The 18,387-nt window shown below is 52.5% G+C and carries 20 protein-coding genes and 1 pseudogene; 5 read left to right on the top strand and 16 right to left on the bottom strand.

Annotated features, from left to right (window positions below; all coding sequences use genetic code 11):
* Positions 1-180 precede the first annotated feature (180 nt).
* The 13 genes and pseudogenes from FGU65_RS12565 to FGU65_RS12630 all read right to left on the bottom strand — a co-directional run bounded on the left by FGU65_RS12565 (position 181) and on the right by FGU65_RS12630 (position 13,311).
* Positions 181-423 carry a transposase gene (locus tag FGU65_RS12565; protein ID WP_437344451.1) on the bottom strand — a complete coding sequence of 81 codons (243 nt, stop codon included), beginning with the start codon at positions 421-423 and terminating at the stop codon, positions 181-183.
* Positions 416-1,919 (bottom strand): annotated as a pseudogene (locus FGU65_RS12570) (IS1634 family transposase); the annotation flags it as partial. The pseudogene FGU65_RS12570 and the gene FGU65_RS12565, both read right to left, overlap by 8 nt.
* A gap of 191 nt (positions 1,920-2,110) precedes the next feature.
* Entirely contained in the window at positions 2,111-2,269 is a 159-nt protein-coding gene (locus FGU65_RS12580; protein WP_301664842.1) for a hypothetical protein, read from the bottom strand.
* 509 nt (positions 2,270-2,778) lie between these two features.
* The gene (locus FGU65_RS12585; protein ID WP_301664843.1) at positions 2,779-3,855 is read right to left on the bottom strand and encodes a glycosyltransferase; all 1,077 of its coding nucleotides are present in this window, start codon (positions 3,853-3,855) and stop codon (positions 2,779-2,781) included.
* Between the two features lie 14 nt (positions 3,856-3,869).
* A complete protein-coding gene (locus FGU65_RS12590) occupies positions 3,870-4,958 on the bottom strand; it encodes a CapA family protein (RefSeq protein WP_301664844.1) in 1,089 nt (362 codons plus the stop codon).
* On the bottom strand, positions 4,958-6,298 hold the full coding sequence (locus FGU65_RS12595) for a phenylacetate--CoA ligase family protein (protein WP_301664845.1): 1,341 nt from the start codon (positions 6,296-6,298) through the stop codon (positions 4,958-4,960). The genes FGU65_RS12590 and FGU65_RS12595 overlap by 1 nt, the downstream gene beginning before the upstream one ends.
* Complete coding sequence (locus FGU65_RS12600) at positions 6,288-6,584, bottom strand: Rossmann-fold NAD(P)-binding domain-containing protein (protein ID WP_301664846.1); 297 nt, start codon at positions 6,582-6,584, stop codon at positions 6,288-6,290. The genes FGU65_RS12595 and FGU65_RS12600 overlap by 11 nt, the downstream gene beginning before the upstream one ends.
* Before the next feature lie 218 nt (positions 6,585-6,802).
* Positions 6,803-7,900, bottom strand: coding sequence for a DUF354 domain-containing protein (locus tag FGU65_RS12605; protein WP_301664847.1), 1,098 nt, complete (start codon positions 7,898-7,900; stop codon positions 6,803-6,805).
* Position 7,901: 1 nt separating this feature from the next.
* Entirely contained in the window at positions 7,902-8,408 is a 507-nt protein-coding gene (locus FGU65_RS12610; protein WP_301664848.1) for an acyltransferase, read from the bottom strand.
* The gene (locus FGU65_RS12615; protein WP_301664849.1) at positions 8,405-9,544 is read right to left on the bottom strand and encodes a 3-hydroxyacyl-CoA dehydrogenase family protein; all 1,140 of its coding nucleotides are present in this window, start codon (positions 9,542-9,544) and stop codon (positions 8,405-8,407) included. The genes FGU65_RS12610 and FGU65_RS12615 overlap by 4 nt, the downstream gene beginning before the upstream one ends.
* Positions 9,514-10,647, bottom strand: a complete 1,134-nt coding sequence (locus FGU65_RS12620) for a thiolase C-terminal domain-containing protein (RefSeq protein WP_301664850.1) — start codon at positions 10,645-10,647, stop codon at positions 9,514-9,516. The genes FGU65_RS12615 and FGU65_RS12620 overlap by 31 nt, the downstream gene beginning before the upstream one ends.
* A 9-nt stretch (positions 10,648-10,656) precedes the next feature.
* Positions 10,657-11,580, bottom strand: a complete 924-nt coding sequence (locus FGU65_RS12625) for a polysaccharide deacetylase family protein (protein WP_301664851.1) — start codon at positions 11,578-11,580, stop codon at positions 10,657-10,659.
* Between the two features lie 3 nt (positions 11,581-11,583).
* A complete protein-coding gene (locus FGU65_RS12630; RefSeq protein ID WP_301664852.1) occupies positions 11,584-13,311 on the bottom strand; it encodes a glycosyltransferase family 2 protein in 1,728 nt (575 codons plus the stop codon).
* 813 nt (positions 13,312-14,124) lie between these two features.
* On the opposite strand from FGU65_RS12630, the gene FGU65_RS12635 reads away from it, so the two are divergent.
* From FGU65_RS12635 to FGU65_RS12655, 5 genes are all read left to right on the top strand, one after another.
* The gene (locus tag FGU65_RS12635) at positions 14,125-14,310 is read left to right on the top strand and encodes a hypothetical protein (protein WP_301664853.1); all 186 of its coding nucleotides are present in this window, start codon (positions 14,125-14,127) and stop codon (positions 14,308-14,310) included.
* Positions 14,311-15,450: 1,140 nt separating this feature from the next.
* On the top strand, positions 15,451-15,582 hold the full coding sequence (locus FGU65_RS12640; RefSeq protein WP_301664854.1) for a hypothetical protein: 132 nt from the start codon (positions 15,451-15,453) through the stop codon (positions 15,580-15,582).
* Entirely contained in the window at positions 15,579-15,851 is a 273-nt protein-coding gene (locus FGU65_RS12645; protein WP_301664855.1) for a type II toxin-antitoxin system RelE family toxin, read from the top strand. The genes FGU65_RS12640 and FGU65_RS12645 overlap by 4 nt, the downstream gene beginning before the upstream one ends.
* Positions 15,852-15,986: 135 nt before the next feature.
* A complete protein-coding gene (locus FGU65_RS12650) occupies positions 15,987-16,253 on the top strand; it encodes a UPF0175 family protein (protein ID WP_301664856.1) in 267 nt (88 codons plus the stop codon).
* A 5-nt stretch (positions 16,254-16,258) separates the two neighbouring features.
* The gene (locus tag FGU65_RS12655; RefSeq protein WP_301664857.1) at positions 16,259-16,738 is read left to right on the top strand and encodes a PIN domain-containing protein; all 480 of its coding nucleotides are present in this window, start codon (positions 16,259-16,261) and stop codon (positions 16,736-16,738) included.
* A gap of 78 nt (positions 16,739-16,816) precedes the next feature.
* Here the strand turns inward: FGU65_RS12655 and FGU65_RS12660 are convergent, their stop codons facing one another.
* From FGU65_RS12660 to FGU65_RS12670, 3 genes are all read right to left on the bottom strand, one after another.
* The gene (locus tag FGU65_RS12660) at positions 16,817-17,134 is read right to left on the bottom strand and encodes a nucleotidyltransferase domain-containing protein (protein ID WP_301664858.1); all 318 of its coding nucleotides are present in this window, start codon (positions 17,132-17,134) and stop codon (positions 16,817-16,819) included.
* A gap of 155 nt (positions 17,135-17,289) precedes the next feature.
* Entirely contained in the window at positions 17,290-17,475 is a 186-nt protein-coding gene (locus FGU65_RS12665; RefSeq protein ID WP_301664859.1) for a hypothetical protein, read from the bottom strand.
* A 237-nt stretch (positions 17,476-17,712) separates the two neighbouring features.
* The gene (locus FGU65_RS12670; protein ID WP_367652387.1) at positions 17,713-17,856 is read right to left on the bottom strand and encodes a type II toxin-antitoxin system RelE family toxin; all 144 of its coding nucleotides are present in this window, start codon (positions 17,854-17,856) and stop codon (positions 17,713-17,715) included.
* Positions 17,857-18,387 lie beyond the last annotated feature (531 nt).

Genomic DNA, 18,387 nt, shown 5'->3' on the forward strand with positions numbered 1-18,387 from the left:
ACGGCATACTGTTACTATACTTAGATTCAGAACCAGTAAATTGTTACTGCATTGTATCTTGTGAGACTATCTGACTCTCTCGATCATAGTACTCTGCCTGTCCATCTATGCGATTGCGGAGCGATATCGGTAGCATCTCATATTTTCTGTATTTTGCCCCGTGCCTTGAATCGCCTCTGATCATTCCTCGTCCATTTGCAAATACTTTTTGCCGGTGACCCAGTCCTCGTTGACGTCCATGAGGATCGAGCCTACCAGTCGAAAGAGTGATTCCTCATTGGGAAAGACCCCGACGACCTTTGCTCTGCGTTTCAGTTCTCTGTTCACCCGTTCTACCATATTGGTCGTCCGGATCCGTTTCCAATGCCGTTTGGGGAACGCCGTATAACTGATCCCACATTCCGCGTGTCTTTGATCACAAATAGTTACTTTTGTACTCCTGCCCGAGCAACTGGAGTATCTTCCAGAACTCCGGGTTCATGTTCGTAACCAGCACTGTCACCGCCTCTCCCGCTTGGAACCGCAGTTCCCGGACACCCCGGAATCGGAAGAACAGCCACTTCAAGGTCGGGTTCTGGGTCTGCTTCTTGGTCTGGTCGGTCATCGTTTCACCGGTCTCCTGCAGTTTCCGGCGGAGCCGGAACTCGGTCATCGCATAGATGAAGAGGCAGAACATCATGATCATCGCCAGCGCCTGAATCCGCGACGGTTTCTTGAGATAGATCTCCGCCACCCGGAATGAGGGATCCTTGAGGAACCGGAACCCCCGCTCTACCGTGCCCTGCTCTTTGTAGTTCGTCAGGAGCTCGTCAGGTGAGAGTTCTAGATCATTCGTCGCCAGAACGAACCGGCCGAGTTTCTGTCGACGTTGTTCGACAACCAGGAGGTTGTGTTCAAGCTCCGCAGAGACCGTATAGACCGTTTCCACCGGCTCATCCGCCTTCGGCCTACCCCGCTTCTTCGTTATCTTCCGGGTAGTTGTTCGGATGTCCAGAGAGCTAAAACAAAACTGCGGGTTCTCCTGTAACCACTTCTCGGCAGCGATCCGGGCATCCGGTTCGCAGGCGAACTCCCGTGCCCCGAGTTTTCGCAGCGACGTCTCGGCTGTCCTCTTGTCTTTCTCCATCCTTTTTGCGAACGTCTTTTCCTGCTGCTCCTGCATCGGTGCTGAATGGTAGACGACCCACTTCTGCGGGATGCCAGCATAGTCAGATACATGCTCCGTATACCGGTAGCGGCCATCCGCACACGGGTGCAGGGGGAGGTCTGCGGCAACGAGATCCTTCATCTCGTTCAGGGTCGCCGGCACCCGGCTGATCCAGAACGTGCGGGTGCCAAGCGTCGCGAGGTTCTCGGCGGTGTAGAAGGCGGCATCGGCGATATGGTAGACCTTGTCCGGGTGCTGCAGGTTCTCGGTGAGCTGGGTGATGATCGTCAGCAGGGTCTTCTTATCGGACTCGTTCCCGGAGACGGTCTGCAGGAAGAGCCGAATGCCGTGCTGATCGGTCGCCATTCCGAGGACGAACTGCTTGAGATCCCATCGGCCGTCCTTGGGATGGCTAGGTGATGGTCATGTCGCGGGAGTCGAAGTCGGCGTCGTACTCGCCGCTGACGCTGAAGGCGGTGGTGTCGATGTGGAGGCAGTGCGTGCCGTAGTCGCTGGCGAGGAGGCACTCCGCCGCGATCGCGTTAAAGAACTCGGCCGGGCCGTACGCGGCGATCGCATCGAGCGTCCTGCCCAGGACGTCGTCGTTGAGATGCTCGGTGGTGATGCCGTCGCCGAGGAGCCGGTCGACGGCAATCTCCGAGAAGAACTCCGGGTAGAGGTAGAGGCGTCTCTCAATGAACCCGAGACCGTTGAGCACCATGGCTTTGACAATATCCCCGTGGGTGAGGTGGTGCTGGCGCGTTTTGGGAATCCTGGATTCCCGGCGACACATAACGATGTGAAGAACAATAAAGTATTATCTGCCTTTGATTGCTATTTAGTTGAGAGATTATTAGTATTCTGAAATACCGAATCACGTTATGTGTTGGGTGCAACACATAACGAGTAAAATAAAATGTCTCAATGATATTTACTCCGTTCGAAATTTAAGTCTAAATTCAGTCAATTTTTGTGAGCCTCGTTATGAATGAGCGGGACTGTAGGGGGAATAGCACAGTCAATGACCCCGGCGATCCCGAGGGTGTCGAAAGCACCGGCGAAGATCCCGAGATGGCCGATCGAGACGTCGGAACCTTCGATGAATTCAGCAGAAGTGGGCACAGCAGAGGTTATTTATTGAAAGTACAAGGATCTTGCGGTTTGATAATTCTACCGAGGACTCAAGTTAGTGCGAAAGGTAGGATGATCACCATCATCTGGCATCTCATCGTGAATGGTGAAGATTACGTCGATAAGTACAGTGAATCCAGACATCTTCAATCCCCACAGATGCATACTCTTCACATTCCCGCACTATACGCTTGAAGACGTCATCCGTCTGGTGTCCGAGGCGATAGAGTTCCTGAACCGACGCGATCTAGATCCTGCTTGACGAGTCACTCCGAGGTACTTCCTGAAGAGAAATCCGGCCGTCCGGGGTGCAGGATGAGCGGATGCTTTTGAGAATTTGTTCTCCTTCCATAAGCGAGCACTCCTGCTTTTCGAGAGGTTTCTAAACCGAGAGGAACAAGGAATACACTATGAGAGTAAGGCTGCATCTGGCCGGATTAGGGAATCACCCCGCCACCTGACGACGACTTTTTCATGGAAACATTTAAAAAGATCTCGCGTCATGGGATAATCTCCATCCATATATCTTGGGCAGCACTCATTGTAATCCTTTCTGTGACAGTTTTTATTGAGTTATTTGAATAATCATGTAATATATCCGGATTTTGCAATAGCCATATTATTGATGTTGCGAATGATTCAACATCATTATAATCGCGAATGAGGATCCCATTATATCCTGTCTGGATAATGTCTGTAACATCTCCGCACATTGACGATACAACTGGCACTCCACAATGCAAGGATTGCATAACTGATTGGGGAAATCCTTCTCGCTCTGAAGTTAATAGGTTTATCTTACTTTTATTTATCCAGTTCCAAGGATCCTTTTTCCATCCATAGAACACAATTGTATTCGATAGATCGAGAGAATCTGATAAATTCACAAGGTTTGTATATTCTGGACCATCTCCTACGATAGCTACCTTAATGTCTGGAATCACCTTTTTAGCCAAATAAGTTGAATGTATGACCGTTTCAACATGTTTCACCTTTGCCAATCTACCTAAAAAGAGAACATCAATTACTTTGGGTATGCTAGTTTGAATAAAATTATTTTCCATCGGTTTATACAATATAAAAATTTTCTCTTTATTTATACCAATTTTTTCCAGAAATGATTTAGTATAGGTTCCATTTACAATTATTATGTCCATTCTTTTCGCAATATGCCTGACAAATAAACCGTATAATGATAACTCCGGTAATGGCCTTGTGTAAGCATATTTTTCTATTGGACTGCCAGGTTCAAAAAATTCAACTGGACCAGCAATTAGATTTACTCCTACTCTCTTTCGAGTCAATTTTCCAATAATATAAGCTAGCATGCCGTGAGGGAAAAGTAAATATCCCAAAACCAGTTTTGGTTTATATTTTAATGACAAATATAGCAGATACAAAAATTTGATAAATAAGCCAATTGGATAAATTTTTACAGACCATGTAGGTGGGCAATAGTACTTGACTTTATCCACGCTTGGCCCGATAGTATCTCTTACAATTAAAATGGTATCTACTTCATCTATTTTTGTGAGTGGATAGATATGGTTTCGCAAATTTAGATCTGATAGTTTCATAGTTATGAGAAGATTCATGCCTCATACCTTCTTTTTTTTCCAAAATACGAGCTGACTGTACTGCACACTGTAGAAAAGGAATATCGATACAAATTTTTAACAAAGTGAACTTTCATATTCCACTTTACAGCTGCTTTATACTTATTATATAATAGGTTATAATCCCCAATATACGTAATATAATCCGACAATGAGCGGTTCTCGAATGAATTTCTGATTGCTCCGACAGACATTAAAAAAGCATCTGAATGAGGTGAATTCATGATATGGGGGTGATAATCGTACGCATTAATAGTAACCGGAGTAATATTAATGTCCATCAAATCTGATGAGTCCTGAACATCAATCTCTGCAATAAATGATTCTCTGGTCGTAGGGATGTACGTGTGATCAAAGATAAAATTACCCAGACTGTAAAAAATGGGTCGGTTTTTGTAGATTTCATAACTCTGAGTGATGTGGGGGTGCCCTCCAAGGATAATATCGGCACCTGCATCGACAAGATCCCGGCCTATTTGGATTTGGTCAGGCGAGGGGTACGGAACATATTCAGACCCCCAATGCAGAGATATGATGATCAGGTCTGAAACAGGTTTTACTTTTTCAATATCTTTGATAATTGCATCCTTATGGTAAATCTTATTGTAACAGACATCAGCAATGTGATCCTCTATATAGGAATAGCCTAGAAAAGCAATCCTATACCCTTTGATGTGTAGGATTTCAATCTCATCTCTAACTCCCACAGGGGCTATATCATTGTCTTTGAGATTTTTGACCGTATGGAGAAATGTCTTCCGGCCGTTTTCCATGATGTGATTATTTGCAACTGAAAGGACATTGAAATGAGCGTTTTTCAGACCTTGGATGACTTCTGGCTCTGCACAGAAAAAAACCGAATCTTTGCCGGTTTTTGAGTTAATGTCCATGATCGAACATTCTAAATTTCCAAAAACAATGTCCCCGTCCTTGAATAGGGGGGAAACCTCCCTGAAGAGGTATTTTGAACCGTTCTTCTGAATTACGCTTTTCACCCCAAAAGTATCACATAAGGGCTGCTCTCCCAGCATGATGTCGCCGACGGCGTATATTTTAAGAGGCATTATCTACGCTCCATTTCATTTAGTATGAATTTGTACTTCCCCGCCTTCGTTCTCTCAATCTCATCAACTAGTTGAAATCGAATTTTCCAAAGGGGACTTTTTGATTGTATTATTTGTTTTATTCTCTCCAATTCCTCCGCATCAAAACTATCTTCTATGACCAACTTTACGTGAATTTCATCCACAGTCTTTTGCACGACTTGGTATTCTTTGATCCCTTGACAATACTCCCAGAAAATGTATAAAAAGAACCAACCATGTACGTTTTTTCCTTCAGGGGTGATAAGAACATCAACTGTCCGGCCAATGATCTCTTTTAATAATTTATACCCTCTTCCGCATTCGCACATATCTTCTGTAATATATACATCGTCCCCGGTAGCGTACCTGATAAACGGCATTGAAAAGTTATGCAGGCTCGTTGCGAGGATCTGCCCCCCCCCGTTATCAACAACCTGGCCGCCATCTTGAGCAACGACCTCCGTAATGCTCCGTTCGGTATCTATGTGCAGCCCATAATGCTCGGGACATTCGTACGCACTGACCCCCCCGTCGTTCAGGCCGTACCCATCAAAGACATCGCACCCGAAAACCCGGTCGATCGTCTCCCGCATGTGAGGAAAGAGTTTATCTGAGGTAGTAAATACTGCCTTGGGAGAAGGAACGGGAATGTCATTCTCTTCTAACCATTGGGCATAGAAATAGATAGATGAGGCGTATCCTCGAATGAATTTGGGCTGAAAAGTGTTCAGGATGCACGCATAGCTCCGCATTTCTGGCTCGCCCATATCGAAGGAAGAGATCTTCTTAAGGTTCCTCGCGATCTCGTGAGCCTTTGTGATAAGATTGGACTTTGTCCCGACATTAAGGGATGACCCGGCAAGAAAGACCATCTTATCACCAAGTTCAAAGCCTCCATACCCCCATCCTCGGTAGAGGAGAGCTCCGCCTAAAAAGCGGTCGTTTTTTGATATTCGGTACTGGAAAGGGGTGCCGGTCGAACCACCGGTTGCCCGATCTTCGTACTGCATTGCGGAGAGGCTTGCTGGCTTGAGTTCCTTCCAGTGTTCCTGTATGATCTCTTTTGTCAGGATGGGAAGTTTCTGGAGGTCTTCAATTGTGCGTATATCCTTGGGAACAAGTTTAAGCTCTTTGAAGAGGTTGCTGTAATAGGGAACGTTCTCGTACACGTAGGAGACCATACGCCTTAGTTGTTTTTCCTGTTCTCCTTTTAATTCCGCATAGGGTCTCCACTGGTTTTTCATAAGACGCTTGTAGGTCGGGTAGAATGAGTGTTCCCCAATGGTATGTGCCAAGATGAATAATTGCTTATTGAACATTTAGATCACCTTTCCCGATCCCTAGATACGCACCCCTCCCTCTGATTGCAAACAGATTCTTCCCGTCCACGACCCCCGGTGAGGCCATCTGACCCGTTGCCGTCTCCAGAATGAGGAAGGTTGCACACTCCGTCTCACTAAACGCCTCCTCAAAGCTCCCGTCCGGGGAAAACACCCTGGCCTTCGTTGTCGCAAGGATGGGGACGTATGGGTCGTGCACCCGCACATCAGCCCCGAGATTGACAAACTCCTTGATAGTCTTGATCGAGGGTGACTTGGGAGTCATTGATGTTCTTCTTGTAGGCGAGGTACGTAACAATAATCTTGGCACCATAGAGGCAATTGCTGACCAACCTGAGGCCGTCCTTGGCGAAGTTGATGGTGTGCTCCTCAGGAACTCTTTGAGTTTGCCGGAAGGCTCATTGGGGCTGGGGGTGAAGCCATGCGATCCCGCGATTGTGCGATCGGATGGATAACAGGCAGAATGGCCTGTAAATACGGCAATCATGATTCATCATCTGGGGCATGAGTACAGGAGTATTGCACCCCGGGGTGCTCTTTGATCTCTGCAGAACTTTGGGGATAGTTCTCGATAAGCCAGACGAGAAACGCAGTCACATCGATCTTATCTTTCAACAGATTGTCTCTTTTTTGTACCCAAGCCTCCTTGATTTTGGGCTGTTGCAAAAGTTCAGTCGCTTTGGATAATGCAATATGTTCATCGGAGTAATTATATATAAGGCCGTATTTCTGTTCAAGTTCGATGAAGTTACCCATGTCATTACTCCCCACAAAAGAATTGCATCTAATAGCTGGAGTACCTAACACTGCAGCTTCTGTTGTCATCGTTTGTGAGTCACAGAGAAGAATTTTAGCATAATATAATGCATCATGCATTTTTTCTGGTGGAATACTTATCTGGTACTTTCTTAACGGTTTTGGTAGTGCTGCCTCTGAACTGATTAAAACATTGGAATACTTTTCTAGTTCCTTAACTATTTCTTCTTTATTTCCTAGACCTTTATGCCCGGCATCGTGCTGAGCGTTCCATGCTACGAAGTGAACAATGGTGTAGGGGTCTTTTTCATCGATCTGCAATTCCTTAAGAATTGATGGATCTGGGATAAAGTAATTTGGATGGAGATATGCAAGTTCCTTATACCCCTCGTATCGAATCTGCTTTTGACCTAAATCATTACGGAAGGTAGATGGGGTACAGATAATATCTACAAATGGATAAGTAAGTATTTTATTGATTGGAACTGGTTCGCTGTCATTGAATAAGATGACTGGTGTGCTGGTCAGTTTTCCAGCCAGTGCGACAGTTTCTCCAGGTCCGCAAATGAGATCGGGTTTGAAAGCGCGAATCAATTCTGACAGGTTTCGAATCCGTTGAAATAACTCAATGGATAATCCTGTGAATCCTATTTTCTGTTTACTAATTACTCTATATTCGATATTATAGTGAGATAGCAGCTCAAGAAGTACATCCTTATCCCGGGCTGATACTAGAACGTCATGTCCATGCTCTTGAAGCTTTTTAATCGTATTTTTATGGAAGTGTACCTGTGCGGGATGGCCAATATCGAAGATTAGTCTCATGTTAACCATCCAGTTTTTTAATCACCTTTGCTGGCACGCCCACAGCAAGACTATTTGCGGGTATACTCTTGTTTACGACCGCACCCGTTCCGATGACAGATTTCTCCCCGATCTCAACCCCCTGGATCACGATGCAGCCCGGGGCCATCCATACGCCCATGCCTATCTTGACGGGCTGCACGCTTCGGGGATACTTCTCGCGGAGAGGGAGGGTTCCCCGTGAATGGGCGCTGATGATGCAGCGGTCTCCAATCTCGGCGTAGTCCTCAACGGTGATGTACTCGGGGTGAATGCGGTCGAAGATCACGTCGTATCCGATGTACACGTTTTTGCCGATGTTGACGCCTCGCATCCGGTGGAGGCGGGCTCTCCAGGAGGGGATGGGGAAACTGGATGCGAGTCGTTCGAGTATCCAGTTCTTGAAAAACTTGAGGCCGAAGAGGATGGCATTCTGGTTCTCGAACTGGATCGTTTCTTCGAATGCGATTTTGTCCCGGTTGGATATCATCTGTTCACCTTTCCGTATGTGTAGAAGCCTTCTCCGGACTTAAATCCAAGTTTCCCCTGTTCGATGAGATCGGAGAGTAACTGTGCCGGTTTGTATTTGGGGTTGTTGAACTCCTGGTATAAGACCTCAAGGATCGAGAGGCAGATATCAAGGCCGATGAAGTCTGCGAGTTGGAACGGTCCCATGGGGTGGTTTAAGCCGAGCTTTATGGCGCTGTCGATATCTTCCTTCGATGCGACTCCCTCTTCGAGGAGAAGAACTGCTTCGTTGATCTGCGGGAGAAGGAGCCGGTTGACGACGTACCCCGGACTGTTCTGGACGATGATCGGCTTTTTGTTCAGCGCTGTAACAATACCGATGATCGAGTCTTTTGTCGCGTCGGATGTCATTGAACCGATGACGACCTCGACCAGATCCATCCGGTGGACCGGATTGAAGAAATGCATCCCTATACATTTTTCTGGCCTGTCCGTTGCCCCGGCGAGATCGTCTATCGAGAGTGACGAAGAGTTTGTTGCAAGGATGGTGGAGGGCTTGCAGACCTGTGAGATGCTATGGAAGATCTCCCTTTTAATGTCCATATCTTCTGCTGCGGCTTCGATGATGACGTCACAGTCTGCAAGGCCCGAGTAATCGGTCGTGATGGTCAGGCTCTGAAGAACCGCTTCTGTTTCGGCGTCGCTCATCCTCTTTGCGATCTGCTTCTGTATCTTTGAGACCGCCTTTTTTGCGCTATCGTCGGAGCGTGTCTTCAGCACGGTTGGGTAGCCGTATTGAATGAGATATGCGGCTATCTGAGAGCCGAGGAGGCCGGTGCCGATGACGCCGATCTGGTCTCTCTGTACGTCATTCTGCTGGATATCGATGATATCGCCGATCTCATACTTTTGGAAAGACTTTTCGATTTTCTTGTGCCCATGTAAGTCTTCCAGAATGTTGACGAAGTAAGGCACTTTTTCATTTCCGGTTGAGGGCACGAAGACTTCGGATGTGCCGATAACCCGGTACTGGGTTTCCTCAACCGGGGTTACGCCCTGTCCGCAGAAGATACACTTCTCGACAGGGTGGTTCCAGCACTTGTGGCACTGGAGACAGCAGTATTTCATTAGATGCCCTCCATAAGCGTAATGCCGCATGTCCCGCCGATCCCGCCGATATTCTGGGTGAGACCCAGCTTTGGATCCGATACTTGACGCTTTCCAGCCTCCCCTCGGAGTTGTGTGACTATCTCGTAGATTTGAGCGAGTCCCGTGGCTCCAATGGGATGCCCGTCTGCTTTCAGCCCACCATCGGTATTGACGGGGTGCTCGCCTCCGGGGAGAATGCTTCCGTTCTCAATAAGTTCGGGCGCCTCTCCAGGTCTGCAGAAGCCGAGGTCTTCCAGTGCGAGAAGCTCGCTTATCGTGAAGCAGTCGTGGACTTCAAGGATGTCTATCATGTCGGGCGTGACTCCTGTATCCTGGTACACCTTTCTGGAGGCGATCTTTGTGGCGTTGAACGAGGTCAGGCTCTCCCGCTGTGTTAATGAGATTGTATCTGTTGCGATACGGGAGCTGAGGATTTTCACATCCCGATCTGACTGTTTTTTGCTGGATATGATTATTGCAGCTGCCCCATCGGAGAGTGGGCTGCAGTCGAAGAGGTTCAGGGGCGACGCAACCCTGGGGGATTGCTTGATCATCTCCACGGTGACATCTTTATGATAGAAATGCGCCAGTGGATTGAGGTTTGCGTTCTTGTGGTTGATATATGATACCTGCTCCAGCGCATCATGTGAGATTCCATATGTACTCATGTACTGCTGAGCGATCAGTGCATATGCTGCGGGGAAGATCAGCCCCTGCTCGTAATCGTTCTTATAGTCGCCAGCCATTGCAATTGCATCGGTTGGGGAGATGAGGTGTGTCCCCGTCATCTTCTCAACCCCTACGATCATGATGTTTGGTGTCTTTTCAAGACAATTGATAGCCTGATTTAATGCAACGCTACTTGAGGCGCAGGCGGTTTCAATCCGGATGATGGGTATATTGAGTGAGGGGAGGAGCGATGCGATGATCGAGTTGAAGTGGAGCTGCCCGTTGAGAGGCCCGCCGAGGAAATTTGATACGAAGATTGCATCAATGTCGGTAATATCCAGAGGACTATCCTCGACGGCGTTGAGCATAGCCTCATATGTCAATTCTGGAAGGGTTTTTGTAAGAGCTCCGAATTTGGTTCGTCCGATACCGTTGATATACATAATTCACCCTCAAATACTGTTCTTTACGAGTTCTCCGAGCGTCGCCGTCTGTCTATCCTTGAACTTGCCTAGAATGTAGCGCACTCTCTTTTCAACGAGTTTCCCTTTCACAATCCAGTAGAATGGCCTTTTGTTGCCGACATCGGGGAAAGACTCGGTAGAGATATCGATGGGATGGAAGTAGAATATTGAATCCCCTCGTTTTAAGCATTGTTTTATGCCCTGATACACAACCCGCCCTCCTAAAAACCGTAACATCGGTCCTCCTGAGGTAGGGATTTTCGCTCCGAGATTGTAATATGCAAAGGGAAACTCAACAATACTCCGTTGCAGAGTCGATGGCTCCAGACCGCCGTGCGAAGGGTAGTAGGGATACGATGACACTCCGGATAGGGAAGAATCGGTCTTATTGTACAGTGAGTTGACAGAAACCGATGAATCGTACCTGAAACCCATTCTCTCAAGCGAGTCGATCATCCACCCGCCGATGAGTGCATTTGGTGCACGGTACCCAATTATTTTGTCCCCGGACACTTTTTCTAGGATCTGTTTTGCATGCAAAGTTTGTATTTCAAATTGTTCTTGACTGAGCAGTGGTTGTTTTGTTGCTGGATCAATCTTGCATGCGTGGGTTAATCCGTGGCAGGCGATCTCATGACCCTGCTCCACAATTGACTTGACCAGGCCGGGATACCGGTTAACCACATCTGCTACGACAAAGAATGTAGCACGAATGTTGAACTGATTGAGTAGATTTAACACTCGATGAGTTGGCTCGGTCAGGTAGTCGTACCTTTCGGTCCATGTGTTGTAAAACTCTTCGACACCCTTGTAGGCAGAAAACGGCGACCCACAGACTGATGGAATGTGATACCAGTCCTCGATATCAATAGTAACTGCGAGCGAGTTGTTGGAGGTAGGTGACATGGTCATGCCTCAGTTCGTACCCGCACTGTTCTTCTCCGCCTGCATATCAAAGAACATCGCGAAGAACAAGAACTGCATCCCCAGCATGAGCATCAGGAACGACAGCACCCCGTGTACGAAGAGCACCGGGTAGCCCATCACGAACTTCTCCCAGAGGGTTATCAAGCCCCCGACTACCCCAATCGGCGCGAGCACCGCCCCGGCGAGGTAGAAGAACGCGAGGGGATGGAAACCCATCTGGATGTACTTCGTCTTCAGGCGGAAGAGGAAGTTCCCGAGGAGGAGCTTCGAGACCCTCGGGATGTAGGTCGAGTAGCGGATCTTCGACTTCTCCCGGCCGTAGCGGGCCGGGATCGCGACGTCCCTGACGGTCATGTTGTGGATGTTGAGCCAGACCAGGAGGTTGTTGCAGTAGCCGTAGCCTTGGTAGACGCTCTCGAGCGGGAGCTCGGCGAGGGCTTTGACCGAGATCGCCGTGTAGCCGTTCTGGGGATCCATCATCTGCCAGTAGCCCGAGGCCACCTTGGTGAGGAAGGTGAGGAGGGAGTTGCCGAAACTCCGCCAGGGCGGCATGCCCTCCCGGTAGGCCTCGTTGATGAGGCGGTTGCCCTTGGTGTAGTCGGCCCTGCCGTCAATGATCGGGTCGAGGAGGGAGGGGAGGTGAGTTGGGTCCATCTGGTTGTCCCCGGCCATCACCGCGGCGACGTCCATCCCGTCCGCGATCGCCCGCTTGTAGCCGGAGGTGATCGCCGCCCCGACGCCCCGGTTCGGGTTGTGGTGGATGGGGATGATCCTCGGGTCGCGTTCGGCATAGGCGTCGATGATCGCCCCGGTTCGGTCGGCCGAGCCGTCGTTCACCGCGTAGATCCTGGCGACGTAGCCCGGGATGCCGTCGAGCGTCTCCCGGATTAGGTCCTCCTCGTTGTACGCCGGGATCACGACGGCGATCTGCTTCCCGCGGTAGCAGGGTTCTCCGTGCATGACCGCGCTCGTGCTCGAGGCTCCCGCGGTGTCTGGGTACACCCCGAGCGGCACCGCGGCAACCTGGAGGTGGTGGTCGTTGATCTGGAGCAGGATCTCGGAGCTGGCGGAGATGCCGTTGCCGCCCGGACGGATGGCCTCGATCGCCCGTTTGCCGTATGCCCCAAAGCCGTCTTGGAAGTCGGATATCGCACGATCGGTGCCGGCCATCGTGGTTGCCCTGCCGGGCACACTTATTCCGGCCTTCCGGTCGGCGGGAGTTCCGTCGCCGTTGCCGTCGACGAACCGGGAGCCGATGACGACATCCGGTCCCTTCCGAAGCTCGGCGAGGAGGTGTGGGATCTCCTGCGGGTTGTGCTGGCCGTCGGAGTCGATGATGACGAGCTCCTCGGCGCCGACCTCGCGGGCTGTTGCAAAGATCGTCTGGAGCGCTCCGCCGTAGCCCTTGTTGGTCTCGTGCTGTACGACGAGGGCGCCGAGGGCTCTCGCAATCACGACGGTGTCGTCTTTGGAGCCGTCGTCGACGACGAGGACCCTGTCGGCGGATTTCTGGGCGCCGACGATCGTCTTCGCGATGTACTTCTCCTCGTTGTAGGCGGGCATGGCGACGATGGTGCGGATCTGTTTTGCCGGCGTTTTGGCGTCCGGTCTTCCGAGCTCGTCGACGAGGAGCGTGGGCTCGTCCTCGGGAACCTGCCGGTCTGGGGCGGGCTTGACGGGAGATGCCGGAGAGGGACTGGTCGTGCGGGTCGTCATCGGATCGCCTCCGCAAGGTGAGTATGAGTGGAACGTAGTGCGGAATATGAGGACGGCGTGATCGCGGACGTGGCGACCGTCGGGGAGTTTGCCTCGGGCGAGGTTCCTTGTATCGTATTCATCGTGGCCTCCGGGTGGTGGGCGGCATCTGCATGCCGGCGGTCACCGTCGGGGTATGGGGTGAGGCAGGAATGGTGCCGGGTGCCGGGGTGTGCAGTGAGCGGTCGGTGCATGTCGGTGCCTCGGGGATAGGGGTTCGGAAGAGCCCGGGGTGGGTGCCCGGGCGGCGTACAAATTTGATGTTATGTTGTCGTGCGGTGTATATCAAGATTCTCTTATTCGGCAGGGGCGGGTACTTAATCGTTGCGGCCGGGGGAAATGTGCGGAGATTCAGGGATTATGGAAATCTACAATGGTATTGGAATATTTGGGGGGGGAGATATTTCTGAGGCGTTTTTCTGGTTTTTTGGATAATTTTGCGTTTTGGTATTAAGGAATGTCGGTTTGGTCTTCGGCGAAGAGCCGGGTAAAACGGGAAACCGTGGCGGTAACGGGGATTTTTGGGGCGATGGTGCGTGTGGTGGTATTTCCCTGCATTCATACCCATCCGGGACCTGCCTGCGGGGTGGGCTGTTGCCGGTTTGCGCAGGGGTGCCGGAGAGCGCGGGTGTTCCGAAGGGGAGCGGCGGGTGGTACGGGTCGATCCGTACAGGGCGAGGGTGCTCCGGCGCTGCGGTCCGCTCGTCGTGCCGGCAGGTGCGGCAGGTTTTCGGGAGGCGTGGCCGGCCGTGACGGCGGGAAGATCGCCGGCCGGTGCCGGTACCTCTGCAGGCGGGCATGCCCGGCCGGCGTCCGGGGGCCGGCGGCAGGGTCCGGGCGAAGCGGACGGTGCGGATGTGCAGGTCACGGGAGTATGCGTGGATGAAACGGGTGATCGGGATCGGCGCAACGCCGCCCGATGTATCGGTACCAAGGAAGTGCCGCAAAGGCAGAGCCTGAGAGCACGATCGTTCCGGTGGTATCGCGTGGGGGAGGGTGCGGGAGGGAGCCGGGGTAGTGCCCTACGAAACAACTGAGAATACCTTTGCTCGGATCGCACCCCTGGTGTTCCCGAGTGTTTGCACCCCGGGGCACGGCGTTCCATTGGGTATCGCCATGACTGCCCCCGCCCCCGGGGGCGGGGGAGGAGGCCGGAGGCCGGGTGGGGTGGAGGGTAAGGTGTGCGGATCTTTGCATACGACAGGGGAGGGGAGACCCCTCCCCGTCAGCCCCACCCCCATGGCGATAGCCACCACGGTCCACGGCATGAGGGCATGCGTGAGAAAAAGGCCGAACTTCGGGAACCGGCCAGGTCCGGCACCAGTCTCGTCAGGGAAGAATGACAGCCGGAAGAGAGCGTCACCAAAGCCCGATTTTTGTCATGAACGCGGGTTGGTGGATAGCGTAATCCGGTCGGATTCTCTGAGATCACGCATCAGGTATGTGCTGGAGCACTACCCGGGTTTTCCCGGGGGTGGCGCATCGGGGGAGTGAGGGGAGGATCGGTTCCTGGCTGGCGGAGCGTGCCGGGGTGATCGTGGGGGAGATCTTCGGCCGGTCGGCGGCCGGCGGCCTGCCGTCTGGGTTACGCAAACGTTATATCGTATGAATCGGGGCTGAATCCTGCCGAATTTCGACCCGCACAGAAGCCCGGAGACGGACGATCCCGGGGCGAGCTATAGTGAGCATCCTTGGAAAATTACCTGCCCGCATATCGCCGCTATTGCCCTCGGATCCTGCCGATTGACGGGAATCGGGGCGCAATAAGCCGGTTTTTTGCGGAGCCGGATTTCGGGATCCGGGATCGGCGGTAAAACCGGAAAAGGGCGCTGATTTGGGCTTCTTTTTTCGGCGGGAGAGGCCGTCCCTCATGAGGGGCCGGGCAGAGCGTGGGGAAAGAGGGAACTATCGGAGACGGACACCGGCATCTCTGAGAGAGCGTTCATGAAGGTCCGATGCAAACCCGTATCGGGTAAACTGCAGTATACCTCAGTATATCCAGGACAACGACGATCACGATCGATACCGATCTTCGCGACAGGCTCAATGCACTGAAGGTCCATCCGCGCAAGGCCGCAAGCGTAGGTGATCGGCCGCCTCGTGGAGAACAGCGTCGACGACGAGCCGCTGAGCGACGAGACGATCCGGGCTCTCGAAGCATCGCTTGAGGACCTCAAGGCAGGCCGTGTATGTACGCTGGACGCTGGTACGGCGGAGCTCCGCGGCGCATGACCTGGCGTGTCGTATTCACGGCGACCGCACGGCATGCAATGAAACGGATCCCGAAGGCAGCAGCGTTTGCGATAGGGGAAGAACTGGCATCGCTTGCCGGAGAGCCCGATCCGAAAAGAATCGTGAAAAGACTGCAGGGATCGCAGAATCCGCCGTTTTATTCGCTCCGGGTTGGGGACTGCCGGGCGATCCTCTCGACTGTTAATGATCTGGTGATCATCCACGTGGTCGACGTGGGACATCGGAGCAGTGCGTATCGGAAGTACTGATTGAGGAGGGCTCTATCGCTCCGACACCGACAGACCGGGCCTTGGACAATCCGGCACGGAGGTGGCGGAGGAAAAATCTGGAACCGTGCAAGAATATATACTCCTGCAGATGGTACTACCTCCTGTGATGTACCTATGGAAGCCACGATCACGCTCCCGGAGTCCCTGCTCTCGGCCATCAAAGTGAGAAAGCCGGATCTCGATCGTTTCATCCGCCGGATTCTGGCGGTTGAACTGTATCGGGAAGGGCGGCTGTCGCTCGGCAAGGCGGCAGAGGTCGCCGGGGCACGGAATAAGTGGGAGATGATCCTCCTTCTGGATGAGAAAGGAGTGCCGGTGGACTACTCAGGCGAGGATGCGGAAGCAGATCTCGAAACACTCCGAAAGCACCTGGGGCGCTGAAACGGATGGATGTCGTCTCTAATTCCACGCCCCTGATTGCTCTGGCAAAGATCCAGAAACTCAATCTCCTGAAACACTTTTTCGGTACCGTTTCTATCCCGCAGGAGGTCTACGACGAGGTGGTCACTCGCGGAGGCCCGCTCTACGGTGCCGATGAAGTGTCGCAGGCGTCCTGGATACGTGTCGTCTCTGTTGAGAACAGAACGGCCGTCGATGCCCTGTCTCTCAACCTCGACCGTGGCGAAGCGGAGGCAATTGTCCTTGCCCGGGAGATCGGTGCGCTGCTGATCATTGATGACAGAGACGGAAGAAATGCAGCAGCATCGCTCGGTGTTCCGATAACCGGCACCATCGGTGTTCTTCTTCTGGCTGCGGAGGACGGCATGATCACCTTCGGGGACGAACTGGACGCACTGGTCGCGGCAGGGTTTCGCCTCAGCGAACGGGAGTATCGAAGGATCCTCGACTTGGCAGGAAAGCGATAGGTGACATGCGGAGGGAGTCGGGCAAGACAAGTTGCTGATCTGTTTTCGCCGGCCGGCTCTCCTGGTCGAATCGTTCGGTCAGACCGCCACCCCATCGACTGCGACGTTTCTCAAAAACGAAGAGTGTCGGTGTGCCCGGACGTCGTCTCGCGAAAGCACCTTGACCGAGAGGTAGTCCCCGGTCTCGACCAGCAGGTCGAAGGCCATGCCGGTAAGGAACTCCCTGATTCGATAGTCTTCCTCACGGGTAATCACCAGGATGTCGATATCGGAGTCCGGCCGATCGTCTCCGCGTGCCGCCGATCCGAAGAGCAGGATCTCTTCGATAGCATCTCCGCATGCTTCCCGAGCCTTTGCCGCGAAGGTGCGGACAACCGGGCGAATAGGAGGTGTCATATGGGGAGTGTCGTTTCTCCTGATGAGAGTATGCGGAGTCTGTGCAGAAAAAGGGTTTGCCGGCAGAGAGTCGGGATCGGTACGGATTCGTTCGGTGCGGAGAGGGGAGCACGGTTATGGAAGGATGCGCCGGAACGCTGCCGGCCTGGCGTGCGTCACAGCGGGACCTCCACGAGTTCTTCTGTTTCCCGGATCCGCTTGATATCCTCTCCAAGCCGCCGTTTCTTGTCGCGCTCGATCGTCTCCTCTGTCGGTTCCGGAAAGGCCGCCTTGGCTCCCGTATCCGGGAGAGGGCAGCCGGGAACCTCTTCTCTGACAATGGTGCGCTTTGGGGCATGCATCGGATAGAGAGTCTACGAACTGCCGACGGAAAAATGGTGCCGGCATATCGGGAGCTCTCCGGCGGCTTTGTCTTTCGGTCACCAGACGGTAGCGAGGGAATGTTCTCGTGCAGGATGAGCGCCGTCTCTTGAGGGTCCCACAGGAGGTCTGATACAAACAGTTCGTGGTCGTCGCGATGCCGCATCTACGAACCGGTGCGGCGGGGCATACGGCCGCCGCCTGCTGCCGCCCGCTCACTACTTCCTGTATGCCGTCCTTCGGTGGTCGACCTCGAGCACCAGAATAAGGAGTTTGTCATCTTCGATAGAGAGGATTGCACGATACGTCCCGACACGAAAGGTGTACAGGATGCTCGGGGCGGCGATCTTCATCTTCTTCACGTATGCGTACGGATCACCTTTGATCTCGGATAGCCCGCGGATGATGCGCCGCGCAGGTCACGGCGGGCTCGCGCCGAATACGAGAGCGTGTACGCCATTCAGACGCAAAACTCCCGTGCAATCTCCTCTTCCGAGTAAACCCTGCCTGCCTTAATGTCCTCCAGAGCCTCCTTTATCCCCCGGATTGCCTCGTCGCTGAGCGGCTCGGTGTCGAGCGCCGGATCGAGAAGCCGGATGATGACATCGGTATGACTCCTTTGCGTAGCGTTTGAGCCCCTCCAGCCGTGCCTTCACCTCGGGGGCGACCTGGATCGCCGTAGCGGCCATAGAACTCTGTAGGTCACTGGAGCTGGTAAAACGTGTCCCCTCTGAATATCCGATGGCACCCAACGGAGTATCTGCCTGGCTGCTCGGGCATAATCCGGGTGTGATCTGCAGGAATGCATCGGTTGAGCAGATCACCGGCCTCAATCCGAACCGACCGTCATCTAAACCGGGAGGGTGGTTTGGTGATGCAAGCACAGGTGCATC

The sequence above is a fragment of the Methanoculleus frigidifontis genome (genome assembly GCF_030464345.1).
Lineage (GTDB): Archaea > Halobacteriota > Methanomicrobia > Methanomicrobiales > Methanoculleaceae > Methanoculleus_A > Methanoculleus_A frigidifontis.

What these genes read in the sequence shown, in the direction of transcription:
- FGU65_RS12620 (WP_301664850.1), bottom strand. Translation starts at nt 10,647, where the DNA reads ATGTATATCAACGGTATCGGACGAACCAAATTCGGAGCTCTTACAAAA.
- FGU65_RS12605 (WP_301664847.1), bottom strand. Translation starts at nt 7,900, where the DNA reads ATGAGACTAATCTTCGATATTGGCCATCCCGCACAGGTACACTTCCAT.
- FGU65_RS12600 (WP_301664846.1), bottom strand. Translation starts at nt 6,584, where the DNA reads ATGACTCCCAAGTCACCCTCGATCAAGACTATCAAGGAGTTTGTCAAT.
- FGU65_RS12660 (WP_301664858.1), bottom strand. Translation starts at nt 17,134, where the DNA reads ATGACACCTCCTATTCGCCCGGTTGTCCGCACCTTCGCGGCAAAGGCT.
- FGU65_RS12595 (WP_301664845.1), bottom strand. Translation starts at nt 6,298, where the DNA reads ATGTTCAATAAGCAATTATTCATCTTGGCACATACCATTGGGGAACAC.
- FGU65_RS12585 (WP_301664843.1), bottom strand. Translation starts at nt 3,855, where the DNA reads ATGAAACTATCAGATCTAAATTTGCGAAACCATATCTATCCACTCACA.
- FGU65_RS12630 (WP_301664852.1), bottom strand. Translation starts at nt 13,311, where the DNA reads ATGACGACCCGCACGACCAGTCCCTCTCCGGCATCTCCCGTCAAGCCC.
- FGU65_RS12610 (WP_301664848.1), bottom strand. Translation starts at nt 8,408, where the DNA reads ATGATATCCAACCGGGACAAAATCGCATTCGAAGAAACGATCCAGTTC.
- FGU65_RS12645 (WP_301664855.1), top strand. Translation starts at nt 15,579, where the DNA reads ATGACCTGGCGTGTCGTATTCACGGCGACCGCACGGCATGCAATGAAA.
- FGU65_RS12650 (WP_301664856.1), top strand. Translation starts at nt 15,987, where the DNA reads ATGGAAGCCACGATCACGCTCCCGGAGTCCCTGCTCTCGGCCATCAAA.
- FGU65_RS12665 (WP_301664859.1), bottom strand. Translation starts at nt 17,475, where the DNA reads ATGCATGCCCCAAAGCGCACCATTGTCAGAGAAGAGGTTCCCGGCTGC.
- FGU65_RS12625 (WP_301664851.1), bottom strand. Translation starts at nt 11,580, where the DNA reads ATGACCATGTCACCTACCTCCAACAACTCGCTCGCAGTTACTATTGAT.
- FGU65_RS12590 (WP_301664844.1), bottom strand. Translation starts at nt 4,958, where the DNA reads ATGCCTCTTAAAATATACGCCGTCGGCGACATCATGCTGGGAGAGCAG.
- FGU65_RS12615 (WP_301664849.1), bottom strand. Translation starts at nt 9,544, where the DNA reads ATGCGGCATTACGCTTATGGAGGGCATCTAATGAAATACTGCTGTCTC.
- FGU65_RS12655 (WP_301664857.1), top strand. Translation starts at nt 16,259, where the DNA reads ATGGATGTCGTCTCTAATTCCACGCCCCTGATTGCTCTGGCAAAGATC.